We start from the raw sequence: 24,834 nt of genomic DNA, 5'->3' as shown, positions 1-24,834 counted from the left end.
GAGTGAGCCTGCTCGCGATAGCGGTGTATCAGACAAACAGATGTTGACTGACACACCGCTATCGCGAGCAGGCTCACTCCTACAGAGGGATTTGAGGAGACTTTTGACATGCTGCAAGTCGACAAGCTGCACCAGTACTACGGCGGTAGCCACATCCTGCGCGGCTTAAGCTTCGACGTTAAGGTCGGCGAAGTCACCTGCCTGCTCGGCCGTAACGGCGTCGGCAAAACCACCCTGCTCAAATGCCTGATGGGCCTGCTGCCGGCCAAAGAAGGCGCGGTGAACTGGGAAGGCAAACCGATCACCACGTTCAAGCCACACCAGCGCGTACACGCCGGGATCGCTTACGTGCCACAGGGCCGCGAGATCTTCGGACGCCTGACCGTGGAAGAAAATCTGCTGATGGGCCTGTCACGCTTCCCCGGCAGCGAAGCCAAAGAGGTACCAAGTTTCATCTACGAATTGTTCCCGGTGCTGCTACAAATGAAGCAGCGTCGCGGTGGTGACCTCTCCGGCGGTCAGCAGCAACAGCTTGCGATTGGCCGCGCACTGGCCAGCCGTCCGCGCTTGCTGATCCTCGATGAGCCCACCGAAGGCATTCAACCCTCGGTGATCAAGGAGATCGGCGCGGTGATCAAGCAACTCGCGGCGCGCGGTGACATGGCGATTCTGCTGGTCGAGCAGTTCTACGATTTCGCCGCGGAACTGGCCGATCAATACCTGGTGATGTCCCGAGGCGAGATCGTGCAGCAGGGTCGCGGTGAAAATATGGAGGCCGAGGGTGTACGCGGGCTGGTAACGATCTAGTACAACGAACTAATCTGTAGCTTCCTAACGATAATTACACACCATGAATTCGACTGTTGCACCTGCCCTGTTTACCCCGAGCTGGCACGCCGAGCTGGAACTCGCCTACGCCCGTTTCGGCGACTGCACGCGCCCGGTCATGCGCCGACACCTCGGCCCGCTGCGGGTGCAAAAGCACCTGTACGCCGAAGGCCCCGAGGTCTGCCAGCACATCATCGTCCACCCGCCGGGCGGGATTGCCGGCGGTGATCGCCTCGATATCAGCGCACGTGTCGAGCAACACGCCTGGGCGCAGATCACCAGCCCCGGCGCGGCCAAGTGGTATCGCGCCGGTGGGCCGGCTTATCAGAAACTGGATTTGAAAGTGGCTGCCGGAGCGACGCTGGAATGGCTGCCGCAGGAAACCATCGTCTACAGCGCCGCGCAGGCTGAACTAAGCACTTCGATTGATCTTGAAGGTGATGCGCGGCTGTTTTACTGGGACGTGGTGGCGCTGGGTCGTCCGGCCAGTGGCGAACGTTTCGACCGTGGGCATTTTCAGGCGCACCTGGATATTCGCCGCGATGGCCGATTGCTCTGGCATGAGCGCCAGCGCATTGTCGGTGGCGACGGTTTGCTTGATTCGCCGATCGGGCTGGATGGCAATCCGGTGTTTGCGACGTTGTTGGTCACCGGTGAAATTGATGCTGAGTTGCTTGAGCGTTGTCGTTCGCTGGGGCATGACGTGCGCGGGGATTTGACCCAGTTGCCTGGCCTTTTGGTGGCTCGCTGTCTGGCGTCTGAAGCACTGCTCGCCCGCGCATGGCTGATTGATCTTTGGCGCTTGCTGCGTCCGGTGCTGCTGGGCCGTGAGGCTCAGCCACCCCGAATCTGGAACACCTGAAATGCATTCCCCTGTAGGAGTGAGCCTGCTCGCGATAGCGCCGTATCAGTCATTATTTTATTGGCTGACACACTGCTATCGCGAGCAGGCTCACTCCTACAAGGGAATGTGTTTGCAACCCTGAATACTTTTTAAATCTGCCCTGACGGAACCCCACAATGGACCTGACCCCACGCGAAAAAGACAAGCTGCTGATTTTCACCGCCGGCCTCGTCGCCGAGCGGCGTTTGGCGCGCGGCGTGAAACTCAATTACCCGGAAGCCATGGCCTACATCTCCGCAGCGCTGCTCGAAGGCGCGCGTGACGGTCAGACCGTGGCCGAGCTGATGCACTTCGGCACCACCCTGCTCAACCGCGAACAAGTGATGGAAGGCATCCCGGAGATGATCCCGGAGATTCAGGTCGAAGCGACGTTTCCCGACGGAACCAAACTGGTCACCGTCCACCAACCGATCGTCTGAGGCCGCGCCATGACCTACTCCATTCGTGATGCCGTCCACGCCGATCTGCCGGCGATCCGCGACATCTACAACGACGCCGTACTCAACACCACGGCGATCTGGAATGAACAAGCCGTCGACCTCGGCAACCGTCAGGCATGGTTCAGCGCGCGTCAGGCTCAGGCCTATCCGATTCTGGTGATCGTCGACGCCGACAACAGTGTGCTCGGCTACGCTTCCTTCGGTGACTGGCGGCCGTTCGACGGCTTCCGTCACACCGTCGAGCACTCGGTCTACGTGCGCAGCGATCAGCGCGGCAACGGCCTCGGCCCGCAACTGATGACTGTGCTGATCGAACGGGCGAAGACCTGCGACAAACACGTGATGGTTGCCGCGATTGAAAGCGGCAATGCCGCCTCGATTCGCCTGCACGAGCGCGCCGGTTTCAGCATTACCGGGCAGATGCCGCAAGTCGGCACCAAGTTCGGCCGCTGGCTCGATCTGACCTTCATGCAACTGACCCTCAACCCCGGCGCGGAGCCGCCTGACGCCAACAAGGAGTGACACCGATGAACGCCGCCCAACTGCGCCGCGTCAATGCTGAAAGTTTTGCGCATTATCGTCAGGGCCTGATCGATCTGCTGCTCGATGCCGTGGGGTACGGCGCCAGCGTCGGCTTCATGGCCGACCTCGATGCGGCGCAGGCGCGCACGTATTTCGATGAGGTGCAGGAAAACGTCAACAAGGGCAGCGTGCTGCTTTGGGTGGTGGTCAAGGACGAGCAGGTAATGGCCAGTGTGCAGTTGGGTCTGTGCCAGAAGGCTAACGGTCTCAACCGCGCCGAGGTGCAGAAACTGCTGGTGCGCGAACACGCACGGCGTCGCGGTCTCGGTCAGCAATTGATGAGTGCGCTGGAACTCGAAGCGCCGAAACACAAGCGCGGCATGCTCTACCTCGACACCGAGGCCGGCTCCCCCGCCGAAGATTTCTACAAGGCGCTGGGTTACACCCGCGCCGGTCAGATTCCTGATTACGCCTGCGACCCGACCGGCACTTATCGGCCGACCGCCCTCTATTACAAGATTCTGCAAGGAGCCCAGTGATGATTCCTGGCGAGTACCAGATCCAGCCCGGCGACATCGAACTCAACGTCGGCCGCCGCACCCTCAGCCTGAAAGTCGCCAATAGCGGCGACCGGCCGATTCAGGTCGGTTCGCACTATCACTTTTTTGAAACCAACGACGCGCTGACCTTCGATCGCGCAGCGAGCCGTGGCATGCGCCTGAATATTCCGGCGGGCACGGCGGTGCGCTTTGAGCCGGGGCAGAGCCGTGAGGTTGAGCTTGTGGATTATGCCGGGAAGCGGCGGGTGTTCGGGTTTGCCGGGCGGGTCATGGGTGACCTCTGACATCTGCGTGCACCGCTGCCCCTCACCCCAGCCCTCTCCCGAGGGAGAGGGAGCCGATCACCGATAACCGCCCCACCGCGACCAGTCCCCTCTGCGGAGCCGATCACCGATTGCCGGCCCACCGTGTACAGTCCCCTCTCCCTCTGGGAGAGGGCTAGGGTGAGGGTCAATGGCTCACCACTATTTTCCGGAAGGACGCTGCATGAAAATCTCCAGACAAGCCTACGCCGACATGTTCGGCCCCACCGTCGGCGACAAGGTGCGCCTGGCCGACACCGAGCTGTGGATCGAAGTCGAACAAGACTTCACCACCTACGGCGAAGAAGTGAAGTTCGGTGGCGGCAAAGTCATCCGCGACGGCCAGGGCCAAAGCCAATTGCTGGCGGCCGAAGTCGTCGACACGTTGATCACCAACGCGCTGATCATCGACCACTGGGGCATCGTCAAAGCCGACGTCGGCCTCAAGGACGGCCGCATCGCCGCGATCGGCAAAGCCGGCAACCCCGACGTGCAGCCCAACGTGACCATCGCCATCGGCGCCGGCACCGAAGTGATCGCCGGCGAAGGCATGATCCTCACCGCCGGCGGCATCGACACGCACATCCACTTCATCTGCCCGCAGCAGATCGAAGAAGCGCTGATGAGCGGCGTCACTACCATGATCGGCGGCGGCACCGGCCCAGCCACTGGCACCAACGCCACCACTTGCACCTCAGGGCCATGGCATCTGGCGCGCATGCTCCAGGCCGCCGATGCGTTCCCGATGAACATCGGCCTCACCGGCAAGGGCAACGCCAGCCTGCCGGAGCCCTTGATCGAACAGGTCAAGGCCGGCGCCATCGGCCTCAAGCTGCACGAAGACTGGGGAACCACGCCGGCGAGCATCGACAACTGCCTGAGCGTTGCCGACCAGTTCGACGTGCAGGTGGCGATCCACACTGACACCCTCAACGAGTCCGGTTTCGTCGAAACCACTCTCGGCGCGTTCAAGGGCCGCACCATTCACACCTATCACACCGAAGGTGCCGGTGGCGGTCACGCACCGGACATCATCAAGGCTTGCGGCTTCCCCAACGTGCTGCCGAGTTCGACCAACCCGACCCGACCGTTCACGCGCAACACCATCGACGAACACCTCGACATGCTGATGGTCTGCCATCACCTCGACCCGAGCATTGCCGAAGACGTCGCGTTTGCCGAAAGCCGCATCCGCCGCGAAACGATTGCCGCCGAAGACATCCTCCACGATCTCGGCGCGTTCTCGATGATCAGCTCCGACAGCCAGGCCATGGGCCGCGTCGGCGAAGTCATCACGCGCACCTGGCAAACCGCCGACAAGATGAAAAAACAACGCGGGCCACTGCCGCAGGACGGCGCAGGCAACGACAACTTCCGCGCCAAACGCTACATCGCCAAGTACACCATCAACCCGGCAATCACCCATGGCATCAGCCATGAAGTCGGTTCGGTGGAAGTCGGCAAATGGGCGGATCTGGTGCTGTGGCGTCCGGCGTTTTTTGGCGTGAAGCCAACGCTGATCCTCAAGGGCGGCGCGATTGCCGCCAGCCTGATGGGCGATGCCAACGCCTCGATCCCGACGCCGCAACCGGTGCACTACCGTCCGATGTTCGCCAGTTACGGTGGCTCGCTGCATGCGACCAGCCTGACCTTTATCAGCCAGGCTGCGCAGGAGGCGGGGTTGCCGGAAGCGTTGGGGCTGAAAAAGAAAATCGCCGTGGTGAAGGGGTGCCGTGATGTGCAGAAAACCGACCTGATCCACAACGACTATCTGCCGAACATCGATGTCGATCCGCAGACGTATCAGGTCAAGGCTGATGGTGTGCTGCTGTGGTGTGAGCCGGCGGAAACACTGCCGATGGCGCAGCGGTACTTCCTGTTCTGAACACAAAAAAGGCCCTTCGGGGCCTTTTCAGTGTTGAGTCAGAAACTCCGCGTTATCGTTCATCGCGAGCAGGCTCGCTCCCACATTTGATCGGTATGCACAGGCCCTATGTGGGAGCGAGCCTGCTCGCGAAGAGGCCCGATCAGCCAACCGGAAAACCTCTGACCGACTACTCCACCACCAGCCGCCCCAACCGCTGCCGCAACATAAGGTTCTCGGCACGCAATTCGCGCACCTCTTCCAGCAGATCCAGCGCCAGCGCAACCCCTTCCCACTCCAGCTCCAGATCACGGCGCAACTTCGCCGCACGCTTGGCCAAGGCCAATTCGTAATCGGTGAAACGCCATTCCCGAGGCTGCGCGCCCTGAGGTTCGAGGATGCCGTGTTCGACGATTTCGATCACGTAGACGTCCGACAAATCGGCCGCCTCACAGAATTCTGCCAGGTCCAGTTGAACGATCAGGGGGCTGCTCATGATGGGCTACTCCGTCGTCGAATTCAGAAGTTCTCGCGTGGGTTGAAGGCGGCTTTCTTCGCCAGTTCCTGCCACAGCGCCTTGACCTCGTCGTCGGCCGCTTTCGGCATCACCGCTTTGAGCTGCACGAACAGATAACCGCGCTCGCCTGCCTTGTTTTTCAGACCATGTCCCTTGGCACGCATGCGCTGGCCGTTCTGGCTACCCGCGGGCACCTTGAGGTTGATCTTGCCGGTCAGGGTCGGCACCGCCACTTCGGCACCCAGCGCCAGCTCCCACGGAGCCAATGGCAGGGTGATGATCAGATTTTCGCCTTCGACATCGAATTTCGGGTGCGGCGCAAAACGAATGGTCAGGTACAGGTCGCCATTCGCCCCACCACCGACGCCCGGTGCGCCCTGGCCTTTGAGGCGGATGCGCTCGCCGTCGGTCACGCCCGCCGGGATCTTCACGTTCAGGCTTTTGCTGGTGTTGCTGACGTGCTGGCCGTTGGCGTTGTATTGCGGCACCTGAAAGGTGACTTTCTTCGATTCGTTAGCGAGCGTCTCCTCGAGGAAGATCGGCAGTTCCATTTCCACGTCTTGCCCTCGGCGCCCCGCACTGCGTTGTTGCCGACCTTCGCCGCCACCGAAACCGGGGCCGCGATTGCCGAAGATCGAACTGAAGAAGTCCGAGAAGTCGCCGGTGTCGCCACCGCCGCCGCCAAAGCCACCACGGCTCTGCCAGCCTGGTGGCCCCTGGAACGGCTGACCGTGCTGACCATAACGGCGCAGCTCGTCGTATTCGGCGCGTTTGTCGGCGCTTTTCAGCGCTTCATAGGCTTCCGAGGCGTCTTTGAATTTGGCCTCGGCGTCCTTTTCCTTGCTGACATCAGGGTGGTATTTGCGCGCCAGCTTGCGATAGGCAGCCTTGATTGCCTTGTCGTCTGCTGTCGGCTCCACGCCGAGTATCTTGTAATAGTCTTTGAAGTCCATTGAAGGAATCACCATCCGTTATCGATTTCGCGCCGATGCCAGCATGCGCCGATTCGCGCATGCCAGGTTGACCGATCTCAAGGTTGTGACCGGGTGGCGCTGCAGAAGTTTATCGGCAGTGGACGGCGGTTCTTGCGACCGCCGGTGGTTCTGCCGGCCCATGCCAGCAAGTTTGGGGCAAAGCTGCGAGTTTCAAGCAGTTTAGTCGTGAAATAGCAGATGACCGGCCTTCGATTCTGGCGCGCACTGACATACACTGCGCGGCCGTTTTTTGACCGGAACCGAAAGACATGAAAGACGCCTCTCCAGCCCGTGCCTGCGGCATCGACTTCGGCACGTCCAACTCCACCGTCGGCTGGCTGCGCCCCGGCATGGAAACGATGATCGCGCTGGAAGACGACAAGATCACCCTGCCGTCGGTGGTTTTCTTCAACATCGAGGAGCGCCGCCCGGTTTATGGTCGTCTGGCGCTGCACGAGTACCTGGAAGGCTACGAAGGCCGGCTGATGCGCTCGCTGAAAAGCCTGCTCGGTTCCAAGCTGATCAAGCACGACACCAGCGTGCTCGGCACCGCGATGCCGTTCAAGGACTTGCTTGGTCTGTTCATCGGCCAATTGAAGAGCCGTGCGGAAACCGCCGCCGGTCGGGAATTCGAGCAAGTGGTGCTCGGTCGTCCGGTGTTCTTCGTCGATGACGATCCGCTGGCGGACCAGGAAGCTGAAGACACCTTGGTCGACGTAGCCAAGAAGATCGGTTTCAAGGAAGTCTCCTTCCAGTACGAGCCGATTGCCGCCGCCTTCGACTACGAGTCGACCATCGAGAAAGAAGAGCTGGTGCTGATCGTCGACATCGGCGGTGGTACCTCCGACTTCTCGCTGGTGCGCCTGTCGCCGGAGCGGCGTGGTTACGACAACCGTCACGACGACATCCTCGCCACCGGCGGCGTGCACATCGGCGGGACTGACTTCGACAAACAGCTGAGCCTGCAAGGCCTGATGCCGCTGTTCGGCTACGGCAGCCGCATGAAGAGCGGCGCCTACATGCCGACCAGCCACCACATGAACCTGGCGACCTGGCACACCATCAACTCGGTGTACTCGCAGAAATCCAGCCTGGCGCTGGGCAGCATGCGCTACGACATCGAAGACACCGGTGGCATCGATCGCCTGTTCAAATTGATCGAACAACGCGCCGGCCACTGGTTGGCGATGGAAGTCGAAGAAACCAAGATTCAACTGACCCACACCGACAGCCGCCATGTGCCGTTGGATCGGATCGAAGCCGGGTTGAGTGTGGAGCTGAGCCGCGCGCTGTTTGAATCGGCGATCGATGCGCTGCTGGAGCGGGTGCGTGGCAGCGTCACACAACTGTTGAACGATGCCGGTGTCGCAGTGGATCAGGTCGACACGGTGTTCTTCACCGGCGGTTCGAGCGGGATTCCGGCGCTGCGCAACAGCGTCTCGGCGATGCTGCCAAATGCGCGACATGTCGAAGGCAATATCTTCGGCAGCATTGGCAGCGGTTTGGCGATTGAAGCGATGAAACGCTACGGTTCGATGGCCTGATCCAGAATCGGCGGCGCGCCATTCGCGAGCAGGCTCGCTCCCACAGTGGGTCGCATTTCAACTGAAGGAATGCGCTCAAAATGTGGGAGCGAGCCTGCTCGCGAAGAGGCCCGCTCAAGCGCTACTAGGCTTGGATCAAACCATCCCGCCCAGCTTCAACTCACTCTTCAGATACGCATAATAAATCGGCCCCGCCACCACTCCCGGCAGGCCGAACGCGGCCTCGAACACCAGCATCGCCAGCAGCAACTCCCACGACTTGGCACTGATCTGCCCGCCGACAATCCGCGCGTTGAGGAAGTACTCGAGCTTGTGGATAAAAATCAGATAACCCAGCGCCGCCACCGCTACCCAGATCGACAGTGACAGGCCGACGATGGTGATCAGGGTGTTCGACATCAGATTGCCGATCACCGGCAACAGGCCGAGCAGGAAGGTCAGCACGATCAGGGTTTTGGTCAGCGGCAGTTTGATGCCGAACATCGGCAGGATGACTGCGAGGAAAATCCCGGTGAAGACGGTGTTGAGCAGGGAAATCTTGATCTGCGCAAAGACGATGTTGCGGAACGCCTGCACCAACAGGTGCAAACGGTCAAACAGCGCCGCGGCCAGCGGTTTGCGTTTGGTGACGTCGGGGATGCGCTGCAAGGCGATGATCGCGCCGAGCACCATGCCGATCAGCAACGTCACGAACATGTGCGCCGCATCCTTGCCGACCAGTTGCAGGTCAGACAGGTGCTTGCTCATCCACTCGCCGATCGCCACGCGAAATTCCGCAGCACTGGCCGGCAGATAGGCGTCGATGAACGGTGGCAATTGCCCGCGTGCGCGATCGACCACGCCCATGAATTTGTCCAGGGAAGCGCCGGGGTTTTCTGCTTCGTGCAGGAGAAAACTGATCGCGCCGGCGAAGATCAGCGCCAGAACGCTGACGACCAACGTCCCCAGCAACGCCACCGCCAGCCAGCGCGCGCGGCGGCCTTCGATCAGCCGTTGCAGTTGCGGAGTGAGCATGTTGACCAGTTCATACACCAGCAAACCGGCCAACAGACTGGGCAACAAGCGCAGCGGCAGCACCAGCAGCAAACCGCCGAAAATGATGATGCAACTGACCCAGAACACTACATGACGCTCAGAAAACGTTGGCATACAGCCTCAAAACGAACGGCGTAAAAGGATTGGCAGTCTGCCAGCGTTCCGGGGTAAGCACTAGGTATATGCGGTGCTTCAGCCCCCCTCACCCTAGCCCTCTCCCAGAGGGAGAGGGAACCGATTGGGGGATGCTCTGGATATCCAGTGACCTGAGACAGCGCCGTGGAATCCATAATCGACCGGTTTTTTCAGGTCGACGAATGTCTTCAGACGACGCAGTAAGTCCCCTCTCCCTCCGGAAAAGGGAACCGATTGGGGGATGCTCTGGATATCCAGTGACCTGAGACAGCGCCGTGGAATCCATAATCGACCGGTTTTTCAGGTCGACGAATGTCTTCAGACAACGCGGTCAGTCCCCTCTCCCTCCGGGAGAGGGTTAGGGTGAGGGCAAATCTCAAGCGAACGCGTCGACCAGGTACCCCACCGAATCAAGTTATTTTTTCTTCAGGCAATCACTCATGAACGTCTTGCGCGCATCGCCGGTCAGGGCTTTGGTGGCGGCATCGGCGTTGCAGGTCTTCATTTTCTGCTGCTGCGGGGTCAGGGCCTTGGCATCGTTGGCCGCTGGCGCTGCCTTGAGGCAGGTGCTCATGAAGGTTTTGCGCTCATCGCCTTTCAGACTCTTGGCGGTCGCATCGGCATTGCAGGTGGTCATCTTGTTCTGTTGCGCCGTGGCGGCGAAACCCTGGGAACACAGGAGCAAACCAATCATCAACAACGGCACACGCAACATCTTCATGGAGTTTTCTCCTTGGCGCCGCACCGAGGGGGGCGGCCTCTGCTGGAGTGTAGCCAAATCCTGTTACATCTTCCTACCTTCCAGATGGCTGCGGCGATACTGCTCCGGCGTACACCCGGCCTGCCGGGCGAACATGGCAATGAATGCCGAGCCACTGCTGTAGCCGAGATCGAAGGCGATTTCCTGCACGCTACGCGAAGTTTCCAGCGCCTCGATTGCCGCGAGATAGCGCAGACGCTGGCGCCATTCGCCAAAACTCATCCCCAACTCCCGAACGAATTGCCGGGCCAGCGTGCGTTCGCTGACATGCACTTGCAGCGCCCAATGCGCCAGCGGCTGATTGTTGCCCGGTTCGGCCTGCAAGGTTTCGAGGATTGCCAGCAAACCCGGGCTGCTCGCGTAGGGCAGATAACACTCATGCACCGGTGCCTGCTGCAATTGATCGACCAACACTTGCGCCAGACGCTGGTCGGCATCGAGTTCGGGAATCTTCACGTCGCGGGCGGCGAAGTCCTTGAGAATCGCCTTGAGAATGTCGCTGATCGCCAGAGTACAGGCGCGTGTCGGCAGCTCGGTGCAGACCTTGGGATCAAGACACACCGCGCGATAGTTGACCGGCTGATGACTGTAAAAGCTGTGCTCGACCTGCGGCGGCACCCACACCGCGTACTGCGGCGGCGACATAAAGCGGCTGCCATCGACGTCCATGTGCAGCACGCCATGTGCGGCATACTCCAGCGTGCCCCATGCATGGCGGTGCGGCGCGGCGTATTCATGGGCGTTGAAATCGGCATAGCGGAAGTACACTGCCGATGGCAGTTCGCTGAAATCCAGCAGATCAATGTGTTTACTGTTCATGCTGTCCGGTTTCAGAGGCAGGTTGTCCGGTTCGCAGTATAGGCCTGCATCCAGACAAGGGATAATTGCCCTTCATCAACGTACTGGTTTCGACTCATGCAATACGCGTTTCCGCTGCTGGCGATTTTTATCTGGGCCGGCAATACCGTGATCAACAAACTGGCGGTCGGGGCGATTTTCCCCGCCGAGATCGGTTTCTACCGCTGGCTGCTCGCCGGTTTGCTGTTCACCCCGTTCATGCTCAAAGCGGTGATCGCGCACTGGCCGCAGATCCGTCCGAACCTGGGCAGGATTTTCATCCTCGGCGTACTCGGCATGGCGGTGTATCAAAGCCTCGCCTATTTCGCTGCGACTCTGACCACGGCGACCAACATGGGCATCATCCTGTCGCTGATGCCGTTGATGTCGCTGGCCATGGCGATCATCAGCCTCGGGCAACGCCTGACCGCCGGTGCGCTGGTCGGTGCGGTTCTGTCGTTTGCCGGCGTATTGGTCGTGGTGTCGTCCGGCAGCCTCGGCGCGTTGCTGCAACACGGCGTGAACATGGGTGATGCGATGATGCTGATCGCGACCCTGGCCTATGCGATCTACAGCACGCTGCTGAAAAAATGGCAACTGCGCCTGCCGCCGCTGGTGCTGCTGTATTTGCAAGTGCTGGTGGCGATTGTCGTATTGTTTCCACTGTATGCCGCTTCGCCGAAGACCGGTTTGACCCTGCAGAACATTCCGCTGGTGTTGTATGCGTGTCTGTTGGCGTCGATGCTCGCGCCGCTGGCGTGGATGCAGGCGGTGCAGCGTCTCGGTCCGAGCCGCACGACGTTGTTCTTTAACTTGCTGCCGTTGATTACCGCGCTGATTGCGGCGGTGGTGTTGAAGGAACAGTTGGCGATGTATCACCTGGTGGGCGGGTTGTTGACGTTGGGCGGGGTGATTCTTTCGGAGCGCTGGACCAGCGTGTTGGGCCGCAAATTAAGCGTCGCCTGATCCGGCCTCTTCGCGAGCAGGCTCGCTCCCACATTGGATTGCATTTCAACTGAAGGAATGCGGTCATTTGTGGGAGCGAGCCTGCTCGCGAAGAACGATGACGCGGTCTCAGGGCTAAACGCCGGCGGCCTCAAGCCGGGCCGCATGCTCGACAAACAGCCGCACCGGATCCGCGCCCTTGCCGACCAGCCCCAGCGACTGGTTAACAATGTCGAAGTGATCCAACGGATAGTCATCGCCAATCACCGTCCCAAGATGCGAGCTATACCGCCCGACCATCCCATCGCACTGCCCCGGTTCACGCACAAACGTTTTCGCAAACAAGCGACAGCTGCGATTGGTACCGTCAAACAAATTCCCGCCGCGATCGGTCTTGCCCGGCTGCAACGTCCCCGACCATGAGTAATAACGTACGCCGTTAACCTCTTCCGGCCCGTGCCCGCCCCAGGTGTCAGGCAAGCCCTGTGGATAACGCTGGTTGAACAGCGCCACGCCCTCCGTCGTCAGCGACTGATGCGAGGCGTGGATATCCACTGGCAATTTCGGCCCGTGGTAACCGGTTTCCAGTAGCGCCATCAGCCAGCCGACAAACCGTAGCAACGCCTCAAGCAGTCGGCCCTTGGCGCTGTCCGCCGGATAATTTTTTTCCAGATAATCGGCCAGCTCGGAACCATGATTCGGTCCGGCCACCGATGTCACCGAGGCCACCAGATCCGGTCGTTTCGCCGCCGCATAGCGCGCCGTCAGCGAGCCCTGACTGTGGCCGAACAGGTTGACCTTTTGCGCCCCGGTCTCGCGCAAGATCTCATCAATCTGCGCCAGCAATTGCTCGCCGCGCACCTCTGTAGAGTTGAGCGGCGACACCTGCACCGCGATCACCGTCGCACCACCACGGCGCAATGCTTTGATGATGCCGTACCAATACGGATAGAGAACCAGCCGGATAAACCCGAGCATGCCGGGCACCAGCACCAATGGATAACGCGTCGACATGGGCAAACATCCTTGTGGTCGGTGAGTGGATGCAAGGCGTGCAAAACGCCCGCCAAGCATCCTCCCTGATGATGACAACTCAACCACCAGCCTACTTCAGGCCCACCACCCCCGCCACAATCAGCCCGACCGAAACCAGTTTGACCAGGGTCAGGCTCTCGCCGAGCAGGGCATAACCGAGGAACACCGTGCCCAGTGAGCCAATCGCCGTCCAGATCGGGTAGGCGATGCTCACCGGCAGTTCGCGCATCGCCAGTGTCAGGAAGTAGATCCCGCCGATTGCCGCGACCACGGTGATCAGTGAGGGCCAGAGCTGGGTGAAACCTTCGGCGTACTTCATGCCCATGGCGAAGGTCACTTCAAACCCGGCGGCGATCAGCAAACACAACCAGGCCATTTAGAACACCCGGGCGAGGTCGAGCAGACGCTGCTCGGCTTCGGCCACCGACACCGCAAAGGTGCGTTCGGCGGACTCTTCGCCCTCGGCCGCGACCACGCTGACGTCGTTGATACCGACGAAACCCAGCGCCGCGCGCAACCATGGATCAGCGTGGTTCAAGGCTTCCAGTTCGCCTCCCGGACCGAAGCCGAAACCGCCGCGACTGGTGACGATCAGCGCCTTCTTGCCCTGCAACAGCGGCGTGTATTGGGCGACGCCATTGTCCAGCGTGTGATCGAAGGTCAGGCCCAGGCGCACGATCTGATCGACCCAGGCCTTGAGGCCGCTGGGCACACTGAAGTTGTACATCGGCGTGGAAATCAGCAGCAGGTCGTGATCGAACAATTCACCGACCAGTTGATCACTCAGGGCCAGATCGGCCTGCATCGACAGTGGACGTGCTTCAGGCTGTGGATGAAACGCGGCAGCGACAAAGGCTTCGTTGACCGCCGGAATAAGCGCCCGTCCGACCTCGCGGCGAGTCACTTGCGCCTGCGGATGACGCACCTGCCAGGCACTGAGAAAATGTTCCGCCAGACGCCGCGAGTGGGAACGGTCACCACGGGGGCTGGCATGAATCGCAAGAATTTTGCTCATCTGAAACTCCTTGAGGCTAGACTTTGATTGCTGTGTCGCTGCAGATTGCAGGCGTCACGCCTAAGCCTCAAATGAGCAAAAGTCAGTCTGGATGAATTGGTTTCATCCGTGGAGCTTTCAATGTTTGCCTCGTTGCCTCTCACCGCTCTGCGCGCTTTTGAATCGGCATCACGCCTGCTCAGTTTCAAGGCTGCCGCCGAAGAACTGTCAGTCACGCCCACGGCGATTTCGCACCAGATTCGCTCGCTGGAAGACTGGCTCGGCGTCGCGCTGTTCGAGCGCCTGCCGCGTCAGGTGCGCCTGACCGAAGGCGGCGAGCGCTTGTTTCGCAGCCTGCACGGCGCATTGTTGGAAGTGGCGCAAAGCGTCGACACCCTGCGCCCGCAGCGCAACGCCAGCACGCTGACGCTATCGACCACCGCCGCCTTCGCCGCGCTGTGGCTGGTGCCGCGCCTCGGGCGGTTTTATGCACAGCATCCGAACATCAACGTGCGCCTCGATACTCACTGTGAAGTCATCGATTTGCATCAGGACGCCAGTGTCGATCTGGTTTTGCGTTATAGCCTCGACGATTACCCGAACCTTTATGGTCTGTGCCTGTTCGATGAATCATTCGGTGTTTACGGCTCGCCCGAGCAAGTGGCGCTGGCCGCGCGGCGCACACCGACGTTGATCAGCGTGCGTTGGCATAACTCGAAACTGTATGCCCATGGCTGGGAAGCGTGGTGCGCCAAGGCTGGCGAAAACTGGTTGAACCCGCAGCCGGCGATCCGCGAATACGATGAAGAGCACTACGCCCTGCAAGCAGCAATCGCCGGACAAGGGCTGGTGCTGGCGAGCAATATTCTGGTGTCGGAGAGTGTCGCCAGCGGTTTGCTGGTGCCGTTCATGGGTCAGGTTCAAGTCGATGGCGCCGGGTACAGCGCGTTGTGCGTGCCGGGGCGCGAGCGGCATCCGCCGGTGCGGGCGTTTTTTGCCTGGTTGCGCGAGGAAGCGCAGAGTTCGGGACTGGTGCCAAGGTCGCCGCAAATCGGGTAAAACTTTTTGCAACGCTCATGACTCACAGCTTAGGTAGCGACCGCGTCCGCAGAACGTGGCGCCCATCGGATTAGCCTCCAGGAGATCGAAATGAGCGACGACCTGCATCTGTCAGATGTTCAAACCTTGCGCGATCGTGCGCGCCAACACGTCGAAAACGGCGCCGTCACCGAGGGCTACAGCGCCGACCGTGAAGAGGTGCTGCGCTTGCTCAATGAATCGCTGGCCACTGAACTGGTCTGCGTGTTGCGCTACAAGCGCCACTACTTCATGGCCAATGGCGTGAAAGCCCATGTGGCCGCCGAAGAGTTTCTCGAGCACGCCACCCAGGAAGCCGAGCACGCCGACCGATTGGCCGAGCGCATCGTGCAGTTGGGCGGCGAGCCTGAGTTCAACCCTGACATGCTGTCGAAGATGTCCCACGCGCAATACGTGGCCGGTAACACCCTCAAAGAAATGGTCTACGAGGACCTCGTTGCCGAGCGGATCGCCATCGACAGCTACCGCGAGATCATTCAGTACATCGGTGAGAAAGACCCGACTACGCGGCGTATCTTCGAAGATATTCTGGCGCAGGAAGAAGAGCATGCCGATGACATGGCTGACATCCTGAACGACCTGTAACCCCTATCGCGAGCAGGCTCACTCCTACATTTGGAATGCGTTCCCATGTAGGAGTGAGCCTGCTCGCGATGGCGTCCTTATTAACGCTGAAGATTACTTGGTAGGTTTGACGGTAACCGGCGCCTTGCCCGCCTTCATCTGCTCCAGCAACGGCGCACACTGATTCGGCTCACCACCACTCGGCGCCACCAATGCCAGCAACCCCGCCGCCGGCGCCGCAATCACACCTAATGCAACCATCCCCGCCCCACGCAGCATCAGCGGCACAGCCTTCACACCCGCGTCCGGCTTGATGAACTTGCCGCGCACGTACAGCGGCGAACGCAGGGAAATCAAACGCCAGCCCTTGGATTCCGGCGTCACCGTCAGATCCAGTTGCTCGGTGGCCATGTTCGCCGTGCCGTCGATATAGATGATCGCGTTCTCGGTATCGAAGACAAACAGCTGGGTGGTCGCCAGACCGCTTTTGATGTCGAAGTCCGCTGCTGCGCAGTTGATCTTCACTTCCTTGTCACCAAAGATCTTGCCGACCACATAGTTACCGACGTTGAGCCCGGCCAGTTCCATCAGCTCACGACTGATCGCGCCGTCGTTGATCAGCATCTTCAATTTGCCATTGGCCCCACCCAGCAGCTTGGCCACCGAGTTGCCGCGCCCAGTGATATCGGCGTCGCCATTGAGCTCACCGAAGCTGGTTTTCATCGGTTCGAAGGTAGGGAACAGTTCCTTGAGCTTGAACCTGCGAGCGGTCAGTTTGGCGCGCCCCTCAAGCGGCTCGGTGCGACCATTGAGGCGGATTTGCGCATCAAGATTGCCGCCAGCGACGCCGAAGCGCAGCGGCTCCAGGCTGAGTTCACCATCGTTGAGTTTCAGGTGGGTATAGAGGTCGTTGAACGGCAGTTTCTCGCTGTGGACGATGCGCTTGCCGGTGAACTCGACGTCGGCGTCCATTGCGCGCCAGCGGTCGGTCTTGAACTCCTCTACCGGCAGCACTTTATCGGCCGGCTGTTTGCTTTCGCCGCCACGAGCCTTTTGCTTGTCATTGGAGTCGGCGCCGATCAGCGGTGCGAGGTCAGCGAACAAAAGTTGATTGGAGAGCAACGCGCCGCTGAGTTTTGGTCGTGGCTGGCTGGCGACATAGGTCAGGTCGCCATGGATGTCACTGCTGCCGATCTTGCCGTTGAACTGCTCGTAGGTGAATTTCGCCCCGGCCTCGTCGTGCAGCTTGGCAATCAAATGGCCGTCGGTTGAGTACGGCGGCGTATCCGGCAGGGTCACGCCGGTCAGTGGATAAAGATTGCCGAGGCTGGCACCGGCGAGTTTCAGGCGCAGATCGAGGGCGCCGAGATTCAGCGGATCAGTCAGCGTGCCGGCCAGTTCGATGCGGGTGTCGCCGATCTTCGCCTGAGCCTGCAACGGGAAGGGTTTGCTTGCGTCCTGCAAGGCGAGCAGACCGCCAATCTTGCCCTGGCCGGTAAGGTTCTGGCCGTGGTATTGGCCTTTGACCTTCAAGGCAAACGCATAATCCTGCGGTGCGCCGCCCTTGTCCTGGGCAGTTTTCGCTACTTTGGCACCGACGATATCGCTGTACGGAATCGGCTTGCCCAGCGGATCGATCAGCACATCGAGATTGGTTTTGAGCGTCTGATCGTCAAGGGTGACGTGGCCCTTGTCGAAACCGATGGCGCCGATGTCGACCACCCAATTCGACGGCTCGGCGTTCGGATCTTTCGGGTCGAACTTGAACGTCCAGTTGGCGCGGCCATCGGCCAGGCGCTGCAACTCGGCATTGGGTTCGGTCAGGTCGATGCGCGGAATCACCACCCGTTGCGCCAACAGCGCCAATGGCGAGATACGCAGCTCAACGCGCTTGAGCGTGACCATCTGCGGCTTCTTCGACCAGTCCGGGTTGCCCAGGCTCAGATCCTCAGCGACCACGTGCGGCCACGGCACCCACGCACGCCAGCCGCCCTCGTCCGGCTCGCGCTGCCAGATCACCGCGAGGTTGCCATTGATGGCAAACGGTCGATGCAGTTCTTCCGAGACTTTGGCGTTGAGCGGTGGTTTGATCCGGTTCCAGTCGAAGAACACGATGATCAACACCAGCACGGCCAGTAGCAGCACGAGGATGGAGAAGGTCCAGCTGAAGATTTTTCCAGTGCGCGTCATGCACAAAGCTCCTGATCACGACCGCACGCAAAAACTGCGGCGCACGGCTGAAACGGCGGGCCAAAGCGGCCCTCATGAAATCTACGACTGGCAAACCAGCCGCAGGTTTAATCGAAAGGCCGATTAAGGCGCAAAAAGCCGCGCGAAATCTGACCGATCAGTCGAACAGTGTTACCGCGACCCGCACTTTTGCGAGGCGCGAGTGAGTCGGAAATACCCACCCCGGTGCAAAACCGTCGCCCGGAAAGCCGCGATCTAGAGCCTCCCGGCAGAACAATCAATTCTGTTGATTATTACCATTGCGTTTATGAACTTTTATATCGACTTATCGAGAGTAGCATTGCCCTCGTACCCACTTTATCGCCCTCCCAAGGAGCAACCCATCATGAAACGCCAATTACTGCTCAGCCTTACCCTGTCGATGCTAGCCAGCACTGCTTTCGCCCTGCCCGCTGCCGACCAAGCTACCCCGCAAGTGAAATCCAGCCATTCGGTATTCAGCCAGACCGTAGCGGCTGACGGTGGCGACCGCACTCCACAAGGTCAGACTCTGGCTGAAGGCGGCCGTGATCGTCTGGAAGAGAAAGGTCTGGTGCAAGACGGCTACGACAAGACTCCACAAGGTCAGACCCTGGCGTCCGACGGTAGCGATCGCACTCCACAAGGCCAGACCTTGGCTTCCGATGGCGGCGACCGCACTCCACAAGGTCAAACCCTGGCGTCCGATGGTAGCGACCGTACTCCACAAGGCCAAACCCTGGCGTCCGATGGTAGCGACCGTACTCCACAAGGCCAAACCCTGGCTTCTGATGGCAGCGACCGCACTCCACAAGGTCAAACCCTTGCCGAAGGTGGTGGTGACCGTGTGATCGAACGCAACAGTGCCTTGAGCTAAGCCCATGGCGGCCTCGAAAAAAAGCCCAATCACCGGATTGGGCTTTTGACTTTTCCGGCCCGATAAAATCTTCCGCTCCACGCCCTCCCCGTTCGACGCCGACAAAGCCGATTTGCTAGAGTGCGGCGCTTGTCCTGCCAAAGAACACCTCCTGCGATGCTGCCCCGCGCCGAACAGAAACAACAGACCCGCAACGCCTTGATGGACGCTGCCCGCCACCTTATGGAAAGCGGCCGAGGATTCGGCAGCCTGAGCCTGCGCGAAGTGACCAAAACCGCCGGGATCGTGCCCACCGGTTTCTACCGGCATTTTGCCGATATGGATGAGCTGGGCCTGGTGCTGGTCAGTGAAGTCGGCCAGACCTTCCGCGAAACCATCCGCTTGGTGCGGCACAACGAATTCGTCATGGGCGGCATTATTGATGCCTCGGTGCGAATCTTCCTCGACGTGGTCAGCGCCAATCGCTCGCAATTCCTGTTTCTCGCCCGTGAGCAGTACGGCGGCTCGCTGCCGGTGCGTCAGGCAATCGGCCGGTTGCGCGAGAACATCAGTTCCGACCTGGCTGCCGACCTGACGATGATGCCCAAGCTTCAGCATCTGGACGCCGAGGGCCTGAGCGTGATGGCCGATCTGATCGTCAAATCGGTATTCGCCACCCTCCCCGACATCATCGACCCGCCCGCCGAAGCCCTGCCGGAGCATCTGACGCCACAGGCGAAGATCACCCAGCAACTGCGTTTTATCTTTATTGGCCTCAAGCACTGGCAAGGGCTGGGCAGCACCGAGTAATCCCCCTTATTACTGACACAACAAATTCCCCCTGTGGGAGCGAGCCTGCTCGCGAAGGCGTCGTGTCAGCCAACATCTACATCACTGACCCACCGCATTCGCGAGCAGGCTCGCTCCCACATTTGGCTCGGCGCATCAGCCTCCATTTGGTGCATAAAAAATTCTTCACGCACCAAAACCTTCCATATTCCCGCAACATCTTGAAACATCCACTACGCTCCGACAGGGATTTCCTACATCTCGTCCGATTGGCAAGGCCCTTGCTCTAGCCAGAGTATTGTCCATAGCTGGAAGCTTTCCGATGCTGGTGATTCACCGCAGAATCGACCCTCAACCCGTCTGGGCCGCCGAATTGCACCTGACCTTCGAAGCGCGGAGCAAAAGCCGTTTGCGCTGTTTCAGTGCCGAGGGCGAAGACGTCGGGTTGTTTTTGGAGCGCGGTCAGCCGCCGCTGTATGACGGCGAGTGCCTGCAGGCTGAAGACGGGCGCATCGTCCGCGTCTGCGCCCGCCCCGAGCAATTGCTGCACGTCACCTGCGCCAACGCCTTTGAACTGACCCGCGCCGCTTATCACTTGGGCAATCGCCATGTCGCCCTGCAAGTCGGCGATGGCTGGCTGCGCCTGCTCGACGACTACGTGCTCAAAGCAATGCTTGAACAACTCGGCGCACAGGTCGAAGCGATCGAAGCGCCATTCCAGCCCGAGCACGGTGCCTATGGTGGCGGCCATCACCATTCACGCCACGGCGACGAAGACTTCAATTACGCGCCGAAACTCCATCAGTTCGGCGTACGCCTGTGAATCCGGCCTGGGCGCTGCTGCGCCTGGCCAGTCCGCAATTGCCGATTGGCGGCTACAGCTATTCGCAAGGCCTGGAAATGGCGGTGGATAACGGCCGGGTGAAAAACCCGGACGACGCCCGCCGCTGGATCAGCGATCAGTTGCTGCTCAATCTGTCGCGTTTTGAAGCGCCGCTGTTGCTCGCGCATTGTCAGGCGGCGGCGGATGAAAACTGGAGCGAGTTGCTGATCCTCTGCGAAAGCCATCGCGCCAGCCGCGAGACCCGCGAGTTGCATCTGGAGAGCCGGCAGATGGGCTATTCGTTGCAGCAATTGCTCAACGGCTTGCCGGAACTCGACGCGCCCGCCCGCAACTTTCTCGATCAATGCCTAGAACCGCACCTGGCCCTGTGCTGGGCGCTGGCCGCGCGCGCCTGGGGCATCAGCCCGCAGGATGCTCTCGCCGCGTGGCTGTGGAGCTGGCTGGAAAACCAGCTCGCCGTGTTGATGAAAACCCTGCCGCTGGGCCAGCAAGCCGCGCAGCGCCTGACCAGCGAACTGCTGCCGCTGCTGCAACAGGCGCAGCAGGACGCGAGCCGAATCAACCCCGACCACATGGGCAGCGCCGCATTTGGTCTGTCCCTGGCGTGCATGGCCCACGAGCGCCAGTACAGCCGCCTCTTTCGCTCTTAGGAGAAACAATCATGAACACCCAACCTCTGCGAGTCGGCATCGGCGGCCCGGTCGGTTCCGGCAAAACCGCGTTGACCCTGGCCCTGTGCCTGGCCCTGCGCGAGCGCTACAACCTCGCCGTGGTCACCAACGATATCTACACCCGCGAAGACGCCGATTTCCTCGTGCGCAACGAAGCCCTGGCGCCGGAGCGGATTATCGGCGTGGAAACCGGTGGCTGCCCGCACACGGCGATCCGCGAAGACGCCTCGATCAACCTCGAAGCGGTCGATCAACTGAACCGGCGTTTTCCGGGGCTGGATCTGATCCTGGTGGAATCCGGTGGTGACAACCTCTCGGCGACCTTCAGTCCGGAATTATCTGACCTGACCATCTACGTGATTGATGTCTCGGCCGGCGACAAGCTGCCGCGCAAGGGCGGGCCGGGCATCTGCAAATCCGATCTGCTGGTGATCAACAAGATCGACCTCGCGCCGCTGGTCGGTGCTTCGCTGGAGATGATGGACAGCGACACCAAACGCATGCGCAACGGCAAGCCGTTCGTTTTCAGCAACCAGAAAACCGGTCAGGGCCTTGAGCAAATCATCGCCTTCATCGAACGCCAGGGCCTGCTGACCGCAGCCTGATTCACTGATCAACAAGGAAGCTTATCCATGACACTCAAACGTATTCTTGGCGCCGTGGCGCTGCTGCTGACGCCGGCGCTGGCCTTCGCACACCCGGGACATGGCGACAGTGGCTTGATCGCCGGCATCAGCCACCCGATCGGCGGCCTCGACCATTTGTTGGCGATGATTGCCGTTGGGCTGTGGGCGGCGCAGCAGCAAGGCGCTGCGCGTTGGGCGCTGCCGTGCACATTTGTCGGCACCATGTTGATAGGCGGCATGCTCGGGTTTGAAGGGCTGCAATTGCCGGCGCTGGAAAGCGGGATTGCGGCGTCGGTGCTGGCGCTGGGTCTGGCGGTAGCGCTGGCGGTGCGTCCGCCGTTGGTCATGGCGGTGGCGGCGACGGCGCTGTTTGCGTTGTTCCATGGTGTGGCGCATGGGCTGGAGCTGCCGGACATGAGCAGTCCGTGGGCGTATGCGGCGGGTTTCGTGGCCGCGACGGCTGCACTGCATGCCGCGGGTTATGCGGTGGTGCGTTTCCTGCCTCAGGCGGCGGCACCGTTGGTGCGTCTGGCGGGCGCGGCTTCGGCGGCGACTGGTGTTTGGTTGCTCGCAGGCTAGTTTTTATTGTCTGAACTGGCCTCTTCGCGAGCAGGCTCGCTCCCACAGGTTTTGTGTACGCTGCAAATCCACTGTGGGAGCGAGCCTGCTCGCGAAGGCGGTCTGACAGACACCACATCGCTCAGGCCAGTCTCTCTGCTACCATGTCGCGCAATCGCCCCAGCCCGTGACGACGTCCGCCCATGCCCCACGCTTCCCGCTCCACCTCCCTGCCCGAATTGACCGCCCTGTTCGGCGCTGTGCAGCAGCACTTCGTCAAAGTGATCGTGCCCCTCTGGCAAGGCCCGGGTTGGAACGCCGACATGGCGTTGCCCTATGAGGCGCTGGACGCCACGCATCAGCCGCTACCACCGCAGCGCTATCGGGCGATGGCCTGTGCGCGGCAGCTGTATCTGTTTTCCAGTCTGATCGGGGTTGTGGATAACGCTGAAGTCCGCGCCGCGGCCCTGTTCCGCTCGCTGCAACGGTACTTTCATGATGCCGAGCATGGCGGCTGGTTTTACAGCATCGATGCGCAGGGCAAGCCGCTGGATCAGCGCAAGGATCTCTACACCCACGCCTTTATCCTGTTTGCCTGCGCGCATTACTGGGCAAAGTCCGGCGATTCGCTGGTCGAGTCGACGTTGAATGCGGCGCTGGAAATCATTGGCCGGCGCTTTGCCACCGGCGATGGTTTGTACGAAGCCTGCCTGGAACGCGACTGGATCACCTTGCAAACCGGTCCGCTGCAAAACCCGTTGATGCATCTGGCTGAAGCGTTTCTGGCCACCCTGGCGGTTCGCGAAGATGCCCAGACGCAAAAGGCATTGCTGGAGTTATGCACAGCCATGCACAAGCAGTTCGTCGATCCGCAATACGGCGTGTTGATGGAGAAGCCGCTCGGGGCTGTGGATAACTGGTATGAGCCGGGGCACCAGTTCGAATGGTATTTCCTGCTGGAATCGTCGGCGTTGTTGCGCGGTTCGAAACTGCATGCGGCGCTGGATCGGGCGTTTGCGTTCACCGAGCAATACGGTGTGGTGCAGTCATCCGGCGCGGTGCGGGCGATGCTCGATCTGGAAACGAATGGACGCCCGCGCGACTCGACTCAGCGGATCTGGGCTCAGGCGGAATATCTGCGCGCGCTGACCTTGCGGCCGAACAGTGAAGCGGTGGTGCTGCGCCAGTTGCAGGCGTTGCAGCAGCGGTTTCTGCATGCGGGTGGCTGGCATGAGTGTCGGGATGAATTGGGCGAGGTGAGTCGCAAGGACATGCCTTCGACTACGCCTTATCACTTGGCGACTTGTTACCACGGTCTGGCTGAATATCTTCGCTGATTTATAGATCGCTTTCGCGAGCAGGCTCGCTCCCACAGTTGATTTGTGCAGTTCACAAATAGTGTGTTTGGCGCAATTTCAATGTGGGAGCGAGCCTGCTCGCGAATGGCCGTTACGCGGTCTCTAGGCGATCCACTTCTTGTCCCCGGTAAAGCTGATGGTCAACCAGCGCGCCGCATCCGGCTTGCCCAGCTTCGCCGAAATATTCTCGCGCAACGCATCCAGTTGTCCGACATTGCTCAACGCATAATCCGCCGGCAACACCACATGAATTTCGATAAACCGTGCCCGCCCGTGCTTCTGCACGTACGACACGTAATCGTCGAAGCCGTGTTCGGTTTTCGCCGCGTCCATCACCTGCCGGACCTGATCATCCAGCGTGTCCGGGGCGATCCCCAGCACATCGCGTAAGGCCGGGCCAAGGATCTTGAACGCCGGCGGCAACATGGTCAGGGCCAGCACGATCAGGATCAACGGGTCGACATACACCGCCCACTGGCCATAGCCCTGAGACTTGAGCAGCAGCGCCGCAAGGAAGCTTATCAACAGGCCTACGGACAGCATCGCGTCCACCAGCCAGCTGATGTTGTCGAACTGGATCAGGCTGGATTTGAGCTTGCGGTTACGCTGCCGTACGTAGAAGAAGTAGGCGAATTCGACCACGGTAAACACCGCGGCATAAATGATCACCAGCCCCAACTCGATCTCGCGGCCACCGTTGATGATGCCGAACACGCCGTTGAGGAACGCGTAGATCGCGATCAACATCAGGAAGCTGCCTTCGATCAGCAGCACCATCGGCTCCAGATGCCAGAAACCGAACTGGAAACGGTGATTGCTTTGCTTGGCGATCAGCTTGGCAGTGATCAGCATCAGAACTTTGATGAACGTTGCGATCAGCGAGAAAAAACCATCGAACAGGATGGATTGCGAACCTGAAACAAAACCGGTGACGATCCCGGCAATCGCCACCGCCAACATCAGAATGGTCGATTGTTTGAGCAGTGCCTGCTCACCTCGGTTACTCACTTTGACTCCTCGAAAACCTTGAAAACCGCGGGGTGCGGTTGGGTTGTTGCGAGGGGAG

28 protein-coding genes are annotated in these 24,834 nt (G+C 60.4%); 18 read left to right on the top strand and 10 right to left on the bottom strand.

The features are described 5' to 3' along the window. Window positions 1-108: 108 nt before the first annotated feature. The 7 genes from urtE (at window position 109) to ureC (ending at window position 5,441) form a co-directional block, all read left to right on the top strand. A complete protein-coding gene (gene urtE / locus AC5SEM_RS29085; protein WP_077570731.1) occupies window positions 109-807 on the top strand; it encodes an urea ABC transporter ATP-binding subunit UrtE in 699 nt (232 codons plus the stop codon). 43 nt (window positions 808-850) lie between these two features. Beyond that, window positions 851-1,690 (top strand): urease accessory protein UreD, encoded by an 840-nt coding sequence (locus AC5SEM_RS29080; protein WP_495471830.1) that lies wholly within the window; start codon window positions 851-853, stop codon window positions 1,688-1,690. A 158-nt stretch (window positions 1,691-1,848) separates the two neighbouring features. Further along, on the top strand, window positions 1,849-2,151 hold the full coding sequence (locus AC5SEM_RS29075; RefSeq protein ID WP_116031797.1) for an urease subunit gamma: 303 nt from the start codon (window positions 1,849-1,851) through the stop codon (window positions 2,149-2,151). 9 nt (window positions 2,152-2,160) lie between these two features. Further along, a complete protein-coding gene (locus tag AC5SEM_RS29070) occupies window positions 2,161-2,694 on the top strand; it encodes a GNAT family N-acetyltransferase (protein WP_116031801.1) in 534 nt (177 codons plus the stop codon). A gap of 5 nt (window positions 2,695-2,699) precedes the next feature. Then, entirely contained in the window at window positions 2,700-3,233 is a 534-nt protein-coding gene (locus AC5SEM_RS29065) for a GNAT family N-acetyltransferase (RefSeq protein WP_495471829.1), read from the top strand. Then, window positions 3,233-3,538: an urease subunit beta gene (locus AC5SEM_RS29060; protein WP_134175795.1), complete on the top strand. Its 306-nt coding sequence runs from the start codon at window positions 3,233-3,235 to the stop codon at window positions 3,536-3,538. The genes AC5SEM_RS29065 and AC5SEM_RS29060 overlap by 1 nt, the downstream gene beginning before the upstream one ends. A 202-nt stretch (window positions 3,539-3,740) precedes the next feature. Beyond that, window positions 3,741-5,441, top strand: a complete 1,701-nt coding sequence (gene ureC, locus AC5SEM_RS29055; protein ID WP_212620495.1) for an urease subunit alpha — start codon at window positions 3,741-3,743, stop codon at window positions 5,439-5,441. 169 nt (window positions 5,442-5,610) lie between these two features. Here the strand turns inward: ureC and AC5SEM_RS29050 are convergent, their stop codons facing one another. Together AC5SEM_RS29050 and AC5SEM_RS29045 are read right to left on the bottom strand one after the other, a co-directional pair. After that, window positions 5,611-5,916: a chaperone modulator CbpM gene (locus AC5SEM_RS29050; protein ID WP_116031804.1), complete on the bottom strand. Its 306-nt coding sequence runs from the start codon at window positions 5,914-5,916 to the stop codon at window positions 5,611-5,613. A 23-nt stretch (window positions 5,917-5,939) separates the two neighbouring features. After that, window positions 5,940-6,890, bottom strand: a complete 951-nt coding sequence (locus AC5SEM_RS29045) for a DnaJ C-terminal domain-containing protein (RefSeq protein WP_116031808.1) — start codon at window positions 6,888-6,890, stop codon at window positions 5,940-5,942. Window positions 6,891-7,180: 290 nt separating this feature from the next. Here AC5SEM_RS29045 and AC5SEM_RS29040 point away from each other — a divergent pair, with 290 nt between their 5' ends. Continuing rightward, on the top strand, window positions 7,181-8,455 hold the full coding sequence (locus tag AC5SEM_RS29040; RefSeq protein WP_495471828.1) for an Hsp70 family protein: 1,275 nt from the start codon (window positions 7,181-7,183) through the stop codon (window positions 8,453-8,455). Window positions 8,456-8,590: 135 nt separating this feature from the next. Here the strand turns inward: AC5SEM_RS29040 and AC5SEM_RS29035 are convergent, their stop codons facing one another. From AC5SEM_RS29035 to AC5SEM_RS29025, 3 genes are all read right to left on the bottom strand, one after another. After that, window positions 8,591-9,604, bottom strand: coding sequence for an AI-2E family transporter (locus AC5SEM_RS29035; protein WP_077570713.1), 1,014 nt, complete (start codon window positions 9,602-9,604; stop codon window positions 8,591-8,593). Window positions 9,605-10,040: 436 nt separating this feature from the next. Further along, a complete protein-coding gene (locus AC5SEM_RS29030; protein ID WP_077570711.1) occupies window positions 10,041-10,346 on the bottom strand; it encodes a PsiF family protein in 306 nt (101 codons plus the stop codon). Window positions 10,347-10,409: 63 nt separating this feature from the next. Beyond that, window positions 10,410-11,204 carry an AraC family transcriptional regulator gene (locus AC5SEM_RS29025; RefSeq protein WP_495471827.1) on the bottom strand — a complete coding sequence of 265 codons (795 nt, stop codon included), beginning with the start codon at window positions 11,202-11,204 and terminating at the stop codon, window positions 10,410-10,412. Window positions 11,205-11,300: 96 nt separating this feature from the next. On the opposite strand from AC5SEM_RS29025, the gene AC5SEM_RS29020 reads away from it, so the two are divergent. Continuing rightward, window positions 11,301-12,188, top strand: coding sequence for a DMT family transporter (locus AC5SEM_RS29020; protein WP_495471826.1), 888 nt, complete (start codon window positions 11,301-11,303; stop codon window positions 12,186-12,188). A gap of 114 nt (window positions 12,189-12,302) precedes the next feature. Here the strand turns inward: AC5SEM_RS29020 and AC5SEM_RS29015 are convergent, their stop codons facing one another. The 3 genes from AC5SEM_RS29015 to AC5SEM_RS29005 form a co-directional block, all read right to left on the bottom strand. Beyond that, window positions 12,303-13,181 (bottom strand): alpha/beta fold hydrolase, encoded by an 879-nt coding sequence (locus AC5SEM_RS29015; RefSeq protein WP_495471825.1) that lies wholly within the window; start codon window positions 13,179-13,181, stop codon window positions 12,303-12,305. A gap of 91 nt (window positions 13,182-13,272) precedes the next feature. Beyond that, on the bottom strand, window positions 13,273-13,578 hold the full coding sequence (locus AC5SEM_RS29010; RefSeq protein WP_123593072.1) for a DMT family transporter: 306 nt from the start codon (window positions 13,576-13,578) through the stop codon (window positions 13,273-13,275). Continuing rightward, window positions 13,579-14,217, bottom strand: coding sequence for an FMN-dependent NADH-azoreductase (locus AC5SEM_RS29005; RefSeq protein WP_495471824.1), 639 nt, complete (start codon window positions 14,215-14,217; stop codon window positions 13,579-13,581). It lies immediately after the preceding gene. A gap of 108 nt (window positions 14,218-14,325) precedes the next feature. Between AC5SEM_RS29005 and AC5SEM_RS29000 the strand changes: the two genes are divergently transcribed. After that, entirely contained in the window at window positions 14,326-15,255 is a 930-nt protein-coding gene (locus tag AC5SEM_RS29000) for a LysR substrate-binding domain-containing protein (RefSeq protein WP_495471823.1), read from the top strand. A 90-nt stretch (window positions 15,256-15,345) separates the two neighbouring features. Next, the gene (locus AC5SEM_RS28995) at window positions 15,346-15,879 is read left to right on the top strand and encodes a ferritin-like domain-containing protein (protein ID WP_495471822.1); all 534 of its coding nucleotides are present in this window, start codon (window positions 15,346-15,348) and stop codon (window positions 15,877-15,879) included. 93 nt (window positions 15,880-15,972) lie between these two features. Here the strand turns inward: AC5SEM_RS28995 and AC5SEM_RS28990 are convergent, their stop codons facing one another. Further along, window positions 15,973-18,048 (bottom strand): AsmA family protein, encoded by a 2,076-nt coding sequence (locus tag AC5SEM_RS28990; protein ID WP_495471821.1) that lies wholly within the window; start codon window positions 18,046-18,048, stop codon window positions 15,973-15,975. Between the two features lie 385 nt (window positions 18,049-18,433). Between AC5SEM_RS28990 and AC5SEM_RS28985 the strand changes: the two genes are divergently transcribed. From AC5SEM_RS28985 to AC5SEM_RS28955, 7 genes are all read left to right on the top strand, one after another. After that, on the top strand, window positions 18,434-18,943 hold the full coding sequence (locus AC5SEM_RS28985; RefSeq protein WP_495471820.1) for a hypothetical protein: 510 nt from the start codon (window positions 18,434-18,436) through the stop codon (window positions 18,941-18,943). A gap of 156 nt (window positions 18,944-19,099) precedes the next feature. Then, the gene (locus AC5SEM_RS28980; RefSeq protein ID WP_077570695.1) at window positions 19,100-19,732 is read left to right on the top strand and encodes a TetR family transcriptional regulator; all 633 of its coding nucleotides are present in this window, start codon (window positions 19,100-19,102) and stop codon (window positions 19,730-19,732) included. A gap of 301 nt (window positions 19,733-20,033) precedes the next feature. After that, on the top strand, window positions 20,034-20,534 hold the full coding sequence (gene ureE, locus AC5SEM_RS28975) for an urease accessory protein UreE (RefSeq protein ID WP_008087160.1): 501 nt from the start codon (window positions 20,034-20,036) through the stop codon (window positions 20,532-20,534). Continuing rightward, window positions 20,531-21,205: an urease accessory protein UreF gene (locus AC5SEM_RS28970; protein ID WP_495471819.1), complete on the top strand. Its 675-nt coding sequence runs from the start codon at window positions 20,531-20,533 to the stop codon at window positions 21,203-21,205. Before ureE ends, AC5SEM_RS28970 begins: the two co-directional genes overlap by 4 nt. 11 nt (window positions 21,206-21,216) lie before the next feature. Further along, on the top strand, window positions 21,217-21,831 hold the full coding sequence (ureG, locus tag AC5SEM_RS28965) for an urease accessory protein UreG (protein ID WP_007915910.1): 615 nt from the start codon (window positions 21,217-21,219) through the stop codon (window positions 21,829-21,831). Between the two features lie 27 nt (window positions 21,832-21,858). Next, a complete protein-coding gene (locus AC5SEM_RS28960; protein ID WP_077570689.1) occupies window positions 21,859-22,431 on the top strand; it encodes a HupE/UreJ family protein in 573 nt (190 codons plus the stop codon). 182 nt (window positions 22,432-22,613) lie between these two features. Next, complete coding sequence (locus AC5SEM_RS28955; RefSeq protein WP_495471818.1) at window positions 22,614-23,747, top strand: AGE family epimerase/isomerase; 1,134 nt, start codon at window positions 22,614-22,616, stop codon at window positions 23,745-23,747. 123 nt (window positions 23,748-23,870) lie between these two features. On the opposite strand, the gene AC5SEM_RS28950 is transcribed toward AC5SEM_RS28955, so the two are convergent. Further along, on the bottom strand, window positions 23,871-24,776 hold the full coding sequence (locus AC5SEM_RS28950; RefSeq protein ID WP_495471817.1) for a cation diffusion facilitator family transporter: 906 nt from the start codon (window positions 24,774-24,776) through the stop codon (window positions 23,871-23,873). Between the last annotated feature and the right edge of the window lie 58 nt (window positions 24,777-24,834).

Source organism: Pseudomonas sp. CH61, from assembly GCF_059429415.1.
This window is presented reverse-complemented; position numbering and strand designations above follow the sequence as displayed.

Coding starts and splice junctions, on each gene's coding strand:
- AC5SEM_RS29075 (WP_116031797.1), top strand. CDS start 1,849: ATGGACCTGACCCCACGCGAAAAAGACAAGCTGCTGATTTTCACCGCC.
- AC5SEM_RS29080 (WP_495471830.1), top strand. CDS start 851: ATGAATTCGACTGTTGCACCTGCCCTGTTTACCCCGAGCTGGCACGCC.
- ureE (WP_008087160.1), top strand. CDS start 20,034: ATGCTGGTGATTCACCGCAGAATCGACCCTCAACCCGTCTGGGCCGCC.
- AC5SEM_RS28995 (WP_495471822.1), top strand. CDS start 15,346: ATGAGCGACGACCTGCATCTGTCAGATGTTCAAACCTTGCGCGATCGT.
- AC5SEM_RS29020 (WP_495471826.1), top strand. CDS start 11,301: ATGCAATACGCGTTTCCGCTGCTGGCGATTTTTATCTGGGCCGGCAAT.
- AC5SEM_RS29050 (WP_116031804.1), bottom strand. CDS start 5,916: ATGAGCAGCCCCCTGATCGTTCAACTGGACCTGGCAGAATTCTGTGAG.
- AC5SEM_RS28990 (WP_495471821.1), bottom strand. CDS start 18,048: ATGACGCGCACTGGAAAAATCTTCAGCTGGACCTTCTCCATCCTCGTG.
- AC5SEM_RS28985 (WP_495471820.1), top strand. CDS start 18,434: ATGAAACGCCAATTACTGCTCAGCCTTACCCTGTCGATGCTAGCCAGC.
- AC5SEM_RS29015 (WP_495471825.1), bottom strand. CDS start 13,181: ATGTCGACGCGTTATCCATTGGTGCTGGTGCCCGGCATGCTCGGGTTT.
- AC5SEM_RS29010 (WP_123593072.1), bottom strand. CDS start 13,578: ATGGCCTGGTTGTGTTTGCTGATCGCCGCCGGGTTTGAAGTGACCTTC.
- AC5SEM_RS29025 (WP_495471827.1), bottom strand. CDS start 11,204: ATGAACAGTAAACACATTGATCTGCTGGATTTCAGCGAACTGCCATCG.
- ureG (WP_007915910.1), top strand. CDS start 21,217: ATGAACACCCAACCTCTGCGAGTCGGCATCGGCGGCCCGGTCGGTTCC.
- AC5SEM_RS28980 (WP_077570695.1), top strand. CDS start 19,100: ATGCTGCCCCGCGCCGAACAGAAACAACAGACCCGCAACGCCTTGATG.
- AC5SEM_RS29030 (WP_077570711.1), bottom strand. CDS start 10,346: ATGAAGATGTTGCGTGTGCCGTTGTTGATGATTGGTTTGCTCCTGTGT.
- AC5SEM_RS29070 (WP_116031801.1), top strand. CDS start 2,161: ATGACCTACTCCATTCGTGATGCCGTCCACGCCGATCTGCCGGCGATC.
- AC5SEM_RS29065 (WP_495471829.1), top strand. CDS start 2,700: ATGAACGCCGCCCAACTGCGCCGCGTCAATGCTGAAAGTTTTGCGCAT.
- AC5SEM_RS28955 (WP_495471818.1), top strand. CDS start 22,614: ATGCCCCACGCTTCCCGCTCCACCTCCCTGCCCGAATTGACCGCCCTG.
- AC5SEM_RS29045 (WP_116031808.1), bottom strand. CDS start 6,890: ATGGACTTCAAAGACTATTACAAGATACTCGGCGTGGAGCCGACAGCA.
- urtE (WP_077570731.1), top strand. CDS start 109: ATGCTGCAAGTCGACAAGCTGCACCAGTACTACGGCGGTAGCCACATC.
- AC5SEM_RS29035 (WP_077570713.1), bottom strand. CDS start 9,604: ATGCCAACGTTTTCTGAGCGTCATGTAGTGTTCTGGGTCAGTTGCATC.
- ureC (WP_212620495.1), top strand. CDS start 3,741: ATGAAAATCTCCAGACAAGCCTACGCCGACATGTTCGGCCCCACCGTC.
- AC5SEM_RS28960 (WP_077570689.1), top strand. CDS start 21,859: ATGACACTCAAACGTATTCTTGGCGCCGTGGCGCTGCTGCTGACGCCG.
- AC5SEM_RS29005 (WP_495471824.1), bottom strand. CDS start 14,217: ATGAGCAAAATTCTTGCGATTCATGCCAGCCCCCGTGGTGACCGTTCC.
- AC5SEM_RS29040 (WP_495471828.1), top strand. CDS start 7,181: ATGAAAGACGCCTCTCCAGCCCGTGCCTGCGGCATCGACTTCGGCACG.
- AC5SEM_RS29060 (WP_134175795.1), top strand. CDS start 3,233: ATGATTCCTGGCGAGTACCAGATCCAGCCCGGCGACATCGAACTCAAC.